The sequence below is a fragment of the Neptuniibacter marinus genome (assembly GCF_965223595.1).
Classification (GTDB): Bacteria; Pseudomonadota; Gammaproteobacteria; order Pseudomonadales; family Balneatricaceae; genus Neptuniibacter; species Neptuniibacter marinus.
This window is the reverse complement of the sequence record NZ_OZ245004.1, coordinates 2,996,245-3,009,535: the sequence shown is the minus strand read 5'-3', so window position 1 is coordinate 3,009,535 and position 13,291 is coordinate 2,996,245. Positions and strand designations below refer to the sequence as shown.

Annotated in this window: 10 protein-coding genes; 7 read left to right on the top strand and 3 right to left on the bottom strand. The window is 42.6% G+C overall.

What is annotated here, in order from left to right:
- Nucleotides 1-12 precede the first annotated feature (12 nt).
- Nucleotides 13-1,566: a SulP family inorganic anion transporter gene (locus tag ACOQOE_RS14110; protein WP_067866425.1), complete on the top strand. Its 1,554-nt coding sequence runs from the start codon at nt 13-15 to the stop codon at nt 1,564-1,566.
- 140 nt (nt 1,567-1,706) lie between these two features.
- On the opposite strand, the gene ACOQOE_RS14105 is transcribed toward ACOQOE_RS14110, so the two are convergent.
- Nucleotides 1,707-2,039 (bottom strand): HopJ type III effector protein, encoded by a 333-nt coding sequence (locus ACOQOE_RS14105; RefSeq protein ID WP_067866423.1) that lies wholly within the window; start codon nt 2,037-2,039, stop codon nt 1,707-1,709.
- Nucleotides 2,040-2,265: 226 nt separating this feature from the next.
- On the opposite strand from ACOQOE_RS14105, the gene ACOQOE_RS14100 reads away from it, so the two are divergent.
- Complete coding sequence (locus ACOQOE_RS14100; protein ID WP_067866421.1) at nt 2,266-2,523, top strand: hypothetical protein; 258 nt, start codon at nt 2,266-2,268, stop codon at nt 2,521-2,523.
- A gap of 43 nt (nt 2,524-2,566) precedes the next feature.
- Here ACOQOE_RS14100 and ACOQOE_RS14095 read toward each other — a convergent pair whose 3' ends face one another.
- The gene (locus ACOQOE_RS14095) at nt 2,567-2,812 is read right to left on the bottom strand and encodes a TIGR02647 family protein (RefSeq protein WP_067866418.1); all 246 of its coding nucleotides are present in this window, start codon (nt 2,810-2,812) and stop codon (nt 2,567-2,569) included.
- Nucleotides 2,813-3,108: 296 nt separating this feature from the next.
- On the bottom strand, nt 3,109-5,145 hold the full coding sequence (gene metG / locus ACOQOE_RS14090; protein WP_420554307.1) for a methionine--tRNA ligase: 2,037 nt from the start codon (nt 5,143-5,145) through the stop codon (nt 3,109-3,111).
- Nucleotides 5,146-5,538: 393 nt separating this feature from the next.
- Here metG and ACOQOE_RS14085 point away from each other — a divergent pair, with 393 nt between their 5' ends.
- The 5 genes from ACOQOE_RS14085 to ACOQOE_RS14065 all read left to right on the top strand — a co-directional run bounded on the left by ACOQOE_RS14085 (nt 5,539) and on the right by ACOQOE_RS14065 (nt 13,249).
- A complete protein-coding gene (locus tag ACOQOE_RS14085) occupies nt 5,539-6,765 on the top strand; it encodes an HDOD domain-containing protein (RefSeq protein WP_420554306.1) in 1,227 nt (408 codons plus the stop codon).
- Between the two features lie 113 nt (nt 6,766-6,878).
- The gene (gene trmA, locus ACOQOE_RS14080; RefSeq protein ID WP_420554305.1) at nt 6,879-7,967 is read left to right on the top strand and encodes a tRNA (uridine(54)-C5)-methyltransferase TrmA; all 1,089 of its coding nucleotides are present in this window, start codon (nt 6,879-6,881) and stop codon (nt 7,965-7,967) included.
- Between the two features lie 220 nt (nt 7,968-8,187).
- A complete protein-coding gene (locus ACOQOE_RS14075) occupies nt 8,188-11,643 on the top strand; it encodes an acyl-[ACP]--phospholipid O-acyltransferase (RefSeq protein ID WP_067866408.1) in 3,456 nt (1,151 codons plus the stop codon).
- Between the two features lie 175 nt (nt 11,644-11,818).
- Nucleotides 11,819-12,910 (top strand): iron-sulfur cluster carrier protein ApbC, encoded by a 1,092-nt coding sequence (apbC, locus tag ACOQOE_RS14070; RefSeq protein WP_067866448.1) that lies wholly within the window; start codon nt 11,819-11,821, stop codon nt 12,908-12,910.
- Nucleotides 12,911-13,069: 159 nt separating this feature from the next.
- Nucleotides 13,070-13,249, top strand: coding sequence for a hypothetical protein (locus tag ACOQOE_RS14065; RefSeq protein ID WP_067866407.1), 180 nt, complete (start codon nt 13,070-13,072; stop codon nt 13,247-13,249).
- The last annotated feature ends 42 nt before the right edge of the window (nt 13,250-13,291 follow it).

The window sequence follows — 13,291 nt, the reverse complement described above, 5'->3', positions numbered from 1 at the left end:
CTGAGGTGGTAAATGATTCAATTGCTTGTGTCGCGGACACAATCACTTAAAAGCGATGTTTTATCTGGATTAACCGTTGCATTGGCGCTTGTGCCTGAAGCTGTTGCGTTTGCTTTTGTAGCCGGTGTCGATCCTTTAGTAGGCCTTTATGCCGCTTTTATGGTTGGACTTATTACCGCTGCTATTGGTGGTCGTCCAGGAATGATTTCGGGTGCGACGGGTGCTCTTGCTGTAGTGATGGTGAGCTTAGTCGCTGATCATGGTGTGGAATATCTCTTTGCAACTGTTGTATTAATGGGGATATTTCAAGTACTGGCGGGTGTTTTTCGATTAGGTAAGTTTATCCGTTTAGTACCACATCCGGTTATGTTGGGGTTTGTAAACGGACTGGCTATTGTTATCTTTCTTGCGCAAATGAAGCAGTTTCAGTTTATGGATGATGATGGCGCTATTAAGTGGCTGCAGGGTGAGCAGATGTTTGTGATGCTCGGTTTAATTGCTTTAACAATGGCGATTATTCACTTCTTACCTAAGTTTACGCGTGTTATTCCCTCTACACTTGCCGCTATTCTTGCGGTCACCTTACTTGTAATCGGCTTAGATCTTGATACGCGCACAGTGCAAGATGTTCTAGCTGATATGACAGGTAACGCTGACGCCACTATTGCTGGTGGCCTGCCTCAGTTCCATATTCCGATGGTGCCATTAACTTTGGAGACATTTCAGATTATTGTGCCTTATGCTTTGATCTTGGCTGCCGTTGGCTTGATAGAGTCCTTGTTAACGTTGACCTTGATTGATGAGATCACAGAGACGCGTGGTCGTGGTAATAAAGAGTGTATAGGTCAAGGTGTGGCGAATGTCACAACAGGCTTTTTTGGTGGCATGGGTGGCTGCGCAATGATTGGTCAAAGTATGATCAATATTAATTCGGGCGGTTTTGGCCGTGCATCAGGTATATCTGCTGCTCTTTTCTTACTTGCTTTTATTCTGGTAGGTTCGGGCCTTATCGAAGTTATTCCTGTTGCAGCGCTGGTCGGTGTAATGTTTATTGTTGTTATTGGTACATTTGAGTGGGCTAGTTTACGCCTGTGGGGAAAAATTCCGCGTTCTGATTTAATTGTCGTTATTGCTGTGACTGGGGTTACGGTTTGGCAGGATTTAGCGATTGCCGTTATTGTTGGCGTAATTATCTCTGCGTTGGTTTTTGCTTGGAAACATGCAAGCCATATGTCTTTTGAAGTACGTGACGAATACGATACTAAAGTTTATTTTCCAAACGGTCCGCTTTTCTTTGCTTCTATTCAAACTTTTCGCGATCAATTTAATCCGAAGTTTGATCCCCCGGAAGTGATTGTAGATTTTGCAAACTGTCGGGTCATGGATCACTCAGGTATTGAGGCAATAGAGTCTTTAGCGGAACGTTATGATAAAGCAGGTAAAGAGCTCAGTCTGCGTCATTTAAGCCCTGAATGTTGTAAGCTTCTGAATAAGGCTGGAAGCCTTGTGGAAGTGAATATGATTGAAGACCCAAGCTATAAAGTGGCGGATGATCGTTTAGCCTAAACGCCTTTGGCTATAAAACGCTTGCTGGTCTAAGTTGTAAAAAGACCCTCATCGTTGGATCACCAATGATGAGGGTCTTTTTATATGGATGGTTAGCTATTGAGAGCAGCTAAGATTTTTATATTAGCTAAGTTTTTATATTAGCTAAGGGCTTCGCCTGAGAAGTGAATACCTGCCCAGCCGGTCTGCATAAAGTTGCGAATATTTCCATGATCATCACCATCAGGTGTATTTAATACATCTTGGTAAAAGCGGCCAAAGCATTTTAGAGTGCTTGTTTCATCTAGGTTATTTAGCTTAGCAAAAGCAAAGATTTTGCAGCTCCCCTCATTTTGCCCAGCATCATTACTGATCGAGCCGTTGTCAAATGCGGTAGGTGTATAGCTATAGTTACTTTCGATCACTAGCATAGTATCTTCAAAATCCAGCTCTGAGCTGGTTGCAAGCTTGCTTATAAAGTCATTCAGCGTCATTAGGGTGTAATCCTCTGTCTTAATCTTCTGGCGGCAAATGATCTTAGTGATATTGGTCAAATATGCAATAGATTGATAGAGGTCAGTTATGACAGGGTTATTACTCGTGTTTAGTCGCTATTCACTTCGAATCTATAGTTTTCAACTAGACTGAGTATGAGGGAGGGAGTTAAGCAGTCTGCTTTCCGGTTTGAAGGATTGATTACTTTTAAGCGAGGGTAGTGTCATGTTAACTTACAACGAATGTGTTGAAATGAGTGGACTCTCTGTTGGTGAAGTTAATGCCATCGCTGAGCATGAACATGTTGATCCCATGATTGCTATGGCTCTAGGTAATTACTTAGTCGAGCATGACGGTGAGGACAAGATCAAAAAGATTATTCTTGATGATATTGCTCATGCAGAGCGCAGTGGAGATTATGCTCATGCAAGCTTGCTCCGACGTGTAATGGAGCATTTCTTGGCGATACACTCGCCAGCATAATATTGATTAACAGAGGGCCTAATAAGGCCCTTTGTTTTGTCTATTAGAGTCTGCTTTCTGTTATTAGAATCGTAAGTAAGGTTTGCGTGCTTTCTGCTGCATCGTGGCCTAGTGGCGTAAGGTAGCCACCGTCGTGTTGAGTAATCAATCCTTTGTCAAAGAGTCTTTGTGTAGCGGCAATAACCTCTGATTGAGCAGAGGAGTGGACTTTGATTCCTTCTTGAGTGGTGTTGAGGTTGAAAAGGTTTAACACATTCAATTCCTGCATGATTTCTTCGTTGTATGGCATATGCGCTCCTGAGTTATTCACGGCAAGATATTTGTGGCTGCAACTATATAAAGTTGCTTACAACGACGTACTTGTGAACAGCATAGACTTAATTTTATCTAAATATAAGCCTTCAATAATCAAGAGTTATATTTATCTATCTCTTAATAGGATGCTTAAGTCGTATTGCATTTGAGAGTGACGCTGAACAGTAAGGGGTAAGCAGAAGTGGGCTGGTTTGCTCTGTAGAAATAAAAAAGCCTACAAATCACAAAGGTGGATTTATAGGCTTTTTAAGTGGAAGATCTAAGCTTGGATTATTTGATGCGCATACCTGGTTGTGCACCGTCATCTGGGCTTAGTATCCAAATATCTTCGCCGCCAGGCCCTGCCGCTAACACCATGCCTTCAGATACGCCAAACTTCATCTGACGTGGAGCTAAGTTAGCAACCATAACGGTTAGTTTTCCTTCAAGATCTTCTGGTTCGTAAGCTGACTTAATGCCGGCAAAGACATTACGGGTCTCTCCGCCTAAATCTAGGGTGAGTTGCAGAAGTTTATTAGCCCCTTTAACATGCTCAGCTTTCGCTATACGCACGACCCGTAAGTCAACCTTGGCAAAATCTGGGAATTCGATTGTCTCTTCGATGGGTTCATCGGTTAAAGGTGTTGAAACCGCTGGTGGTAAAGCCTGAGCGGCGGCTTCAATGGCCGCTTTTGTGTCATCAATTATTGCCGTAATTTTATCTTCATCAACGCGCTGCATTAGCGGTTTAAATTTATTAATTTTATGACTTAGCAGTGGCTCTTTAATACTATCCCAAGTGATACGGTCAATATTCAAGAACGCTTCTGCATCTTTAGCCACTTGAGGTAATACAGGCGCCAAATAAGAAACAATAACGCGGAATAGGTTGATGCCCATGGAGCAGCAATCTTGTACTTCCTGTTCTTTGCCTTCTTGTTTTGCTAAAACCCAAGGTTCAGCGGTATCAATATATTGGTTTGCTTTGTCTGCAATGGCCATGATTTCACGCATAGCCTTGCCAAACTCGCGTTTTTCGTAGGCATCTGCAATTAGATCGCCAGCGGCAATTGCTTCGTTATAAAGCTGAGGCTCGGTTAATTGTGCAGACATTTCACCGTCAAATTTCTTTTTGATAAAGCCTGCACAGCGAGAGGCGATATTGACGACTTTGTTGACCAGATCCGCATTGACGCGCATACGAAAATCTTCAAGGTTTAAATCGATATCATCTATACCAGAGCTTAACTTAGCTGCAAAGTAATAGCGCAGGTACTCTGGACGAAGGTGATTCAGGTAGGTCTCAGCCATAATGAAGGTGCCGCGCGACTTAGACATTTTTTGTCCATCTACGGTTAAGAAACCGTGACAAAAAACACCATTAGGCTTACGGAAGCCAGCGCCTTCAAGCATAGCGGGCCAGAAAAGAGTGTGAAAATAGGCTATATCTTTGCCGATAAAGTGATAAAGCTCTGTTTCTGAGGCTTCTGACCAGTACTCATCAAAATCTACGTTGTTTTTATCACACCAATTTTTAAAGCTCGCCATGTAACCGATTGGGGCGTCTAGCCATACATAGAAGTATTTGCCTGGGGCATCTGGTATTTCAAAACCCCAATAAGGTGCATCGCGAGAGATATCCCAATTCTGTAGGCCTGATTCAAACCATTCATTTAGTTTATGAATCATCTGCTCTTGAACGTGGTTATCTACCCATGAACGAAGGAAAGTTTCGAAATTACCTAGCTTAAAGAAATAGTGTTCAGATTCTTTTTCAATGGGTTTTGCACCAGACACTGCAGAATAAGCATTTTTAAGATCAACAGGGCTGTAGGTTGCGCCACATTTCTCACAAGAATCGCCGTACTGGTCTTTCTCGCCACATTTTGGGCAGTCGCCTTTAACAAAGCGATCAGGCAGAAACATCTCTTTTTCAGGGTCATAGGCTTGAGTGATCGTTTTTTTATCAATATGCCCACCGTCACGTAATGCGGTATATATATGAGATGCGAAGTATTTGTTTTCTTCTGAGTGGGTAGAGTAGTAGTTATCAAACCCAACCATAAAACCGGAAAAATCCCGTTGGTGTTCAGCACTAACTTTGTCAATCAGCTCTTGCGGTGAAATACCCATTTGATCGGCTTTCAGCATGATAGGTGTGCCGTGAGCATCATCCGCACAGACGTAAGTACATTGATTGCCCCGGAGTTTTTGGAAGCGAACCCAAATGTCAGTTTGTATATATTCAACTAAATGGCCTAAATGAATGGGACCATTAGCGTATGGAAGGGCACTAGTAACAAGAATCTTACGTTTGCTGTCAGTCATGGGCTGCCTGAAAACCTGAAATCATTGAAATAAGGAGGCCAGATTCTACGCTTTTTAGTTGATTATATGAACCATTATGAATGCAGATTGTATAGAGAGTTGGAGAATAAATACTTGATAAGGGAAGTGTGTAAGTTATTCATGATATCGCGCTTAATCATTTTAGTGTGCTGGTAGGGTGATAGCTTATGTTTGACGTTTTTTAATAAATACCGATTGTGCTAAACTGGAGGCTGTTTATTGTACAATTTTAGTGTGGTTTTATTTTGAATAGTTTTCATGTAGCTGTTTATTTTCTGGACACTCAGCTAATACCCAGCTAAACCTATATCGAGAGAGTAAAGGTATTATCTAAGGATGGGTTAATTGGATGGTTTTTTTATGGACGCGCAGATGACATCCCAAATATTGAAACATTCAGCTGTTTTTTGTCAGGTATGCCCTCAAAGTGTACGTTTAGGTAAGGCTATATCTGATACCACCGATTGGAATACTGTTTCAGTCAAACGCTTAGATGAGTTATTGGCGGTTCTTGATAGTAATCCTGCCGATGTGCTGGTATTACCTTTAGGTGATAATCCGACACAAGTACTTGAATTACTTGCCAAAGTGGTTGAAAAACATCCTAATGTTATTCGAGTAGTTTTATCTGGTTATTTAACCCCGTTGCAAACCGCAAGAGCATCTGAGTTGGCGCATCACTCGTTATCTTTAGACTGTAGTCCTGATGAGCTGATCGAGGATATATCCAACAGTATTCATGTCGCAGGATTGATTAATAAACCTGCAGTGAAGAATTACATTACCTCGTTACAAACTCTGCCAGTCTTGCCGGATGTATACGATAAGTTAAATAAAGCGTTAAGTTCTGAGCGCTCAAATGCTCGGCAAATTGCGCAGATACTCGAGCAAGACCCAGTGATGACTGCTAAAGTCATGCAGTGGGTTAATTCAGCCTTTTTTGGTTTAAGTCGTGATATTAATAGAATGCAGGAAGCGGTAGCTATTCTTGGTATCAGAATGATTCGAGATTTAGTACTAACATCCCATCTATTTGATGCTTATCCGCAAACCGATGTTTGGAAAAGTTTTTCGTTTAAACAAATTCACCAGCGTTCAATGGCCGTCGCTCGCGCTGCTCAACATATAGCGCGTTCAGTGAAAGCTGACCGTCATGTGCAAGCCCAAGCGTTTTTAGCAGGTTTGCTACATGATTTTGGTATTTTAGTTCTCGCCAGTCAGAACCCTGCTGAATATCATCGAATCATTAGTAAAGCGAGTTTAATGGACCAACCGGTTTATGCAATTGAAAAGCTTGAGTTAGGTGTTACTCATGCTGAAGCGGGCGCGTATATGCTGGCTTTATGGAACTTACCTCCTAGAGTTATTGAGGCTGTATTATTTCACCATTTCCCCAAGGCTAACCCTGAAAATGTTTTTACACCCTTAACGGCTGTCCATGTGGCGGATGCGTTATTACCACCTGCTACAAGCGTTGTTGGGTGTGATATGTCCAGTCGTTTGAGTATGGATTACATCAAGCGAATTGGGATGGGGACGGAACTGGATCATTGGCAGCTAATTACAGCAGATTATCAAACACAAGTTGGATTTGTTTAATCCTGCCGCTTCCTGTTTTTAATGTTTTGCCTGAGACTTGCATACTGTTAAAATGCGCCCAATTTTTTGTGGGCGCATTTTTTGTGCCTATAGCACTTATTTTAGAGGCGTAAATGTCAATCTCAGTTGTCGAACCTGAACAGTATGAAGCTCAACTTGCGGTTAAAAAATCCGGTGTTGAATCGCTTTTTTCTTGTTTTGATCTACCCGAACTCGAAGTCTATGAATCTCCACGTAGTCATTATCGTATGCGCTGCGAGTTTCGTGTTTGGCATGAGGGTGATGACCTTTTCTATGTGATGTTTGAAAAGGGTAACAAAAACGTCCGTATACGTATTGATCACTGCCCAATGGTGGCTGAACGTATTCACGATATGATGTTCAAACTGCTTGAAGAGATACGCCCGAGTGAAGTGCTGCGACGTAAGCTATTCCAAATCGATTTTTTAAGCACCTTAAGTGGCGAGCTATTGGTCACACTACTCTATCACCGTCCTTTAGCAGAAGACTGGATTGAAGAAGCTAAAAAGCTTAAAGAGAAATTTAATATTCAGTTGGTAGGACGCTCTCGAAAAGCAAAAATATTGCTGGATCAGGATTTTGTCATAGAAACGTTGGATATTAATGGTCGGGATTATATCTATAAACAGGTAGAAAACAATTTTAGCCAGCCGAACGGCGAAGTTTGTCGTCATATGATCAAATGGGCCCTTGATGCGAGCCAAGGGGCTGGAGGTGATATGGTCGAGTTATATTGCGGTAATGGTAATTTTACTTTGCCGATGGCTCAAAACTTTCGCCGTGTCGTAGCGACTGAAATTTCAAAAACCTCTGTTCGTGCTGCTCAATATAATATTGAGGCTAATGGTATTGAAAATGTAGATGTTGTTCGTATTAGTTCGGAGGAATTTTCCCAAGTTCTAAGTGGGACGGTGGAAAAGCGTCGAACTAAAGATCTTGGCTTGGATAGCTGTGATTTTACAACGGTATTGGTTGATCCGCCTCGCTCAGGTTTGGATGATGAAACGGTTAAGCAAGTACAGTCCTATGAAAATATTCTCTATATATCCTGCAACCCTGAAACATTGAAGTTAAATCTGGAAACCTTGACTCAGACCCATGAGTTAAAGCGTTTTGCTATTTTCGATCAATTTCCCTATACCGAGCATTTAGAGTGTGGTGTCTATCTTACACGCAAATAGTAGGCAGGCTTAGAGCACAACCCATTAGGTTGCAATATACGATACTTTTCCAATTAAAAGCCGGTTTTTAGCCGGCTTTTTATATAGTTCTCTACAGCGGGAGCCGTTCATATGATTCTCAAGTCATAAGTGGTTCTTTATTCCCATAAAACTGTCGTAATTCCTTGATCTAAGTATGGTAAGCACCGTAGCATGAGTTTGGAATAGGCTGGAGCACCCCATGAAAGAGCTATTAAAGTTAAACGGATTTTTTGCATTTATATGCGTCGCATTTATTAATGCCTTTGTCGACCTTGGTCATAAAATAATTATTCAAAATACGCTCTTTAAGGCCTATGACGGTGATTTACAGATACTGTTGACCGCCGTGGTTAATGGTTTGATCTTACTTCCCTTTATTTTGCTTTTTACCCCGTCGGGATTCTTAGCTGATAAGTACCCTAAAAATAAGGTGATGCAGCTATCTGCGTGGGGCGGCGTTGTTATTACTTTGTTAATCACAACCTGTTACTACTTAGGGCTTTTTATCCCTGCTTTTGGACTGACTTTTGTACTTGCGCTGCAAAGTGCTTTTTACTCGCCCGCTAAATACGGATATATAAAAGAATTAGTCGGCGCGAATAACCTGAGCGAAGGTAATAGCTGGGTTCAGGCGGTGACTATGGTCGCCATTTTAAGTGGCATTGTTGTTTTCTCACTACTATTTGAATTGAGTTTGGATGGCGCGGTACAGCTTTCACCGGAAGAGAGTTTAATGTCATGCGCACCCCTAGGTTGGCTTTTAGTTGCTGGTGCGGTTGTTGAACTCTATTTAGCGTACCAGCTGCCTGAACTACAGGAAACCGATAAGAAAGCGGTTTTTGATACTAAGGCTTATCTAACGGGTCGAGCTTTAAAACGCAACCTTGGCTTACTTAAAAGCAAACGTCCTATCTGGTTGTCGATTATTGGACTATCTATTTTTTGGTCAATTAGTCAGGTGATGCTGGCCGTCTTTCCTGCGTTTGCCGAAGAACATATGGATCAACATAATACCTTCGTAATTCAAGGCATCATGGCGTTTGCAGGTATAGGGATAATGCTGGGCTCTATCTTGGCTGGACGGTTTTCTAAGCACTATATCAATGTCGGTTTGATTCCTGTTGGGGCTGTGGGTGTTGCGGGCGGGCTTGTTCTTTTACCTCAGCTTGATTCTATGCTTATGCAGGCGGTTGTCTTCTTTTCGATTGGTCTTTTTGGTGCCTTAATGTGTGTGCCATTAAATGCATTGGTACAGTTTCATGCAGGTGAAGCTGAAAACGGACGGGTATTGGCGGGTAGTAATTTTATTCAGAACCTTATGATGCTGAGTTTCTTGTCTTTAACTGTGCTATTTGCGTGGAACAGTATTGATGGACTTTGGTTGCTTTGGTTGCTGGCCGCGCTGGGGGTTGGGGGCGCTATCTATGCGATTATTACCTTGCCACAGGCATTTATCAAAGTCTTGGTGATGCTCCTGTTTCGCCGGAAATATAATCTTCAGGTACTTGGTTTTGAAAACTTACCTGAAGCGGGTAAAGGGACGTTGCTATTAGGTAACCATATAAGCTGGTTAGATTGGGCAATGATTCAGATGGCCTGTCCTCGCCATATTCACTTTGTCATGGAGCGAAGTATATATGAGCGCTGGTATCTTCGCTGGTTCTTAGATCTATTTAAAGTTATTCCTATCTCTCAAGGTAAGAGTCGCCAAGCGCTTGAACAGGTACGTGAATTGATTAATATCGGCGAAGTAGTGTGCTTGTTTCCTGAAGGCGCAATCAGCCATATAGGACAGTTAGGAGAGTTTAGGCGCGGTTTTGAAAAAGCCTGTGAAGGGGCGGACGGTGTCATCGTACCTTTCTATATGCGTGGGTTGTGGGGAAGTCGTTTCTCCCGTTCGACCGATAAAATGAAAACCATTCGTCGTAACGGTTCTAAACGAGATGTCATCGTCGCTTATGGTCAGCCAATGTCGATTGATAGTTGTGCTGCTGAAGTTAAGCAGAAGGTGTTTGAGTTATCGATTCGAACTTGGGAACAATATACAGAAACTCTTGAAACACTCCCAAGCGCCTTTGTGCGTAGTATGAAAAGTGCCGATGGTGGATATGCTATAGCGGATGTGGATGGAGGGCCGTTAAGCCATAGAAAGTTGTTAACTGCTACGGCTTTATTTAGAAAAAGAATGGTACGAACAGAAGGGAATAATATTGGTTTGCTTGTGCCAACGTCGAGTGCTGGTGCTATTGCTAATATGGCAGCATTAATGGCGGGAAAAACTGTAGTTAATATCAACTTTACTGCACCTGTAGGCTCTCTGAAATCTGCGCTAGAGCAAGCGGATGTGAAGACTATTGTTACCTCGCGTCGTTTTGTGATTAAGCTGAAAGCACGTGGCGCAGATCTTTCGGAGTTATTTGAGGGACGAGAACTGCTGTATATGGAAGATATTAAAGAACAGATCAGTAAAGCTGAAGGGCTATTAACTTTAGGGTTAGTATCGCTGATGCCGACTTCATGGTTACAATTTTGGTTGTGTCATAAAGCACATGTTGATCAAACCGCAGCTATATTATTCTCTTCCGGTAGCGAGGGAGCTCCAAAAGGAGTGATGTTAAGTCACAGGAATATTATGGGGAACCTTCGCCAAACAGCAGATGTGCTCAATGTACGTGAAGATGATTGTATTATGGCTACCTTGCCCCTATTTCATGCGTTTGGCCTAACGGTAACTTGTTTTATGCCGTTGATTGAGGGAATGCCGGTTGTTTGCCATCCTGATCCAACTGATGCGCCTAAAATAGGTAAAGGTGTAGCACGTTATAAAGCAACATTGATGTGTGCCACCTCCACCTTTTTGCGTTTATATACACGGAATAAGCGGGTTCACCCACTTATGTTCCAGTCGCTTCGAGCTGTAGTGGCCGGTGCAGAGAAACTTGATTCTGCTGTACGAGAGGGATTCGAGAAAAAATACCATGTACCTGTTGTCGAAGGTTATGGCTCTACAGAAACCACTCCTGTCGCAAGTACTAATTTACCTGATGCTTTAGATACAGACTGGTGGACAGTACAGGTGGGAAACAAACCCGGTACGGTTGGTATGGCCTTACCCGGCTCGACTTTCCGCATAGTGGACCCAGAAACCTTAGATGAACTCCCTATAGGTGAAGATGGGTTGATTTTGATTGGGGGTACTCAAATCATGCAGGGTTATTTAAATAATCCAGAAAAAACAGCCGAAGTGGTTGTCGAGATGGATGGTATTCGTTGGTATAAAAGTGGCGATAAAGGCCATTTAGATGAAGATGGGTTTTTAACGATTGTCGATCGCTATAGTCGTTTCGCTAAGCTGGGTGGGGAGATGGTGAGTCTTACTGCGATAGAGGGTGAGGTGCGTCGTATATTAGAGCTGACAGAGCAGCCTTTGGTCGCGGTGAATCTGCCTGACTTGAAAAAGGGTGAAAAGGTGATTCTTCTCATCGAAGGGATCGATGTTGAAAATGTGCGGGATCGTTTGGTCAAAGGTGGAATGGCGCCGATGATGGTACCGGCGGATATCTATAGCGTTGAGGCCGTCCCTGTTTTAGGCAGTGGTAAAACGAACTTTAGTGCGGCCCGAGAGATGGCGGAGGCTATGGCTCGCCCCGCATAAACAAAGCGGCGAACATACTTTGTTTTAGTAGGTATTGCATAGTTTTATGTAATTCCTACTAATCTGCTTGGTTATTATGGGTTATACTGTGAGTCTATATAATTAGAAGGTCATAATGAGTTTTTTTAAACAGTTTTTTAACCGACATTCTAAAGCTCAGAAAGCGGAGAGAACCGTGTCAAATATTGAATCTAAAGTCACTGACTTGTTAGCGGAAATTGATGATCCGTTGATGGGGACTGATCTTATTACTGCGCACCATGTTAAAGAAGTGTCTCTAACCTCTGGTAAATTAGTTATTGCCATTGAGTTTGTTTATCCAAGTGAAGGTGTTGCAGCAACTTTTAAACAACGCATCAGTGAAAAAATGTTGGCCTTGGATGAGGTGTCTGAATGTGAGGTGATCTTGAGTCATCAGATTGCCTCCAATCAAGGGCAAAACCAGCTTCCTTCGATGTCAGGTGTTAAGAATGTTATTGCCATCGCTTCAGGTAAAGGGGGTGTTGGTAAATCGACCACGGCGGTTAACTTAGCGCTGGCGATGGCTGCTGAGGGTGCAAAAGTAGGTATTCTTGATGCTGATATTTATGGCCCAAGCCAAGGCATGATGCTCGGTGTAGACGAGGGAGTTCGCCCTTCTCAACATGATGAGAAGCATTTTAACCCTATTGAAGCGCATGGCTTACAGTCGATGTCGATGAGTTATCTAATCGAAGATAATACGGCGATGGTATGGCGAGGCCCAATGGCGGCAGGTGCGTTACAGCAGTTGTTAACGCAAACACGCTGGCATGATCTTGATTACCTGTTTATTGATATGCCACCTGGCACCGGTGATATTCAGTTGACGTTATCGCAAAAGGTACCGGTTGCGGGGGCGGTTATCGTAACAACGCCGCAGGATATTGCTTTGCTGGATGCGAAAAAAGGGATAGAGATGTTCCGTAAAGTCGATATTGATGTACTCGGGGTCATTGAAAATATGAGTACTCATATATGCAGCAACTGTGGCCATACTGAAGCGATCTTTGGCGATGGGGGGGGGAAAGAGATTGCAGAGCTCTACGATACGGAACTCTTAGGTCAATTACCATTAGCCTTATCTATTCGTCAGCAAGTTGATTCAGGGACACCTACCGTAGCTGCTGATTCTGAGTGCGACTATGCGTTAATATATCGGGAGGTCGCACGTAAGTTAGCAGTTAGGTTAGCTACAAAAAATGCTAACTATGTTGCCGTGCCTACCATTGTTGTTTCTGACGATTAATATTTTACGTACAGGCTAAGGTTGGTGCTTTTTGCGAATGTTTATAGTTTGATTGAGATCAAAAATTAACCAGGTTATCTGGTTGGTCTCTAAAATATTGTCTACACTGATAGTTCGACGATTAGACGGATCATATAAAAATAAATGAGGGATGTTGTTATGGATTATAGAGAGACAGCAGATATTAGAGAGATACAGGTAAAGCCTTCAGCACCTTCCCGTAGTGATATGGCAAGGGAACTTCGGAAACAAGCTGATAGCTTGAGAGATGAAGGCAATACAGCGGCAGAGTTCTGGCTTGCTGATCAATATGAAAAGACGGCTAACCTGCTAAATTAATTTCATTTAATTAGATATTGTTAATCAATAAAATAAACGACC

Bases quoted from the DNA above. Each gene is read 5' to 3' on its own strand.
- ACOQOE_RS14110 (WP_067866425.1), top strand. From the start codon at position 13: ATGATTCAATTGCTTGTGTCGCGGACACAATCACTTAAAAGCGATGTT.
- ACOQOE_RS14105 (WP_067866423.1), bottom strand. From the start codon at position 2,039: ATGACGCTGAATGACTTTATAAGCAAGCTTGCAACCAGCTCAGAGCTG.
- ACOQOE_RS14100 (WP_067866421.1), top strand. From the start codon at position 2,266: ATGTTAACTTACAACGAATGTGTTGAAATGAGTGGACTCTCTGTTGGT.
- ACOQOE_RS14095 (WP_067866418.1), bottom strand. From the start codon at position 2,812: ATGCCATACAACGAAGAAATCATGCAGGAATTGAATGTGTTAAACCTT.
- metG (WP_420554307.1), bottom strand. From the start codon at position 5,145: ATGACTGACAGCAAACGTAAGATTCTTGTTACTAGTGCCCTTCCATAC.
- ACOQOE_RS14085 (WP_420554306.1), top strand. From the start codon at position 5,539: ATGACATCCCAAATATTGAAACATTCAGCTGTTTTTTGTCAGGTATGC.
- trmA (WP_420554305.1), top strand. From the start codon at position 6,879: ATGTCAATCTCAGTTGTCGAACCTGAACAGTATGAAGCTCAACTTGCG.
- ACOQOE_RS14075 (WP_067866408.1), top strand. From the start codon at position 8,188: ATGAAAGAGCTATTAAAGTTAAACGGATTTTTTGCATTTATATGCGTC.
- ACOQOE_RS14065 (WP_067866407.1), top strand. From the start codon at position 13,070: ATGGATTATAGAGAGACAGCAGATATTAGAGAGATACAGGTAAAGCCT.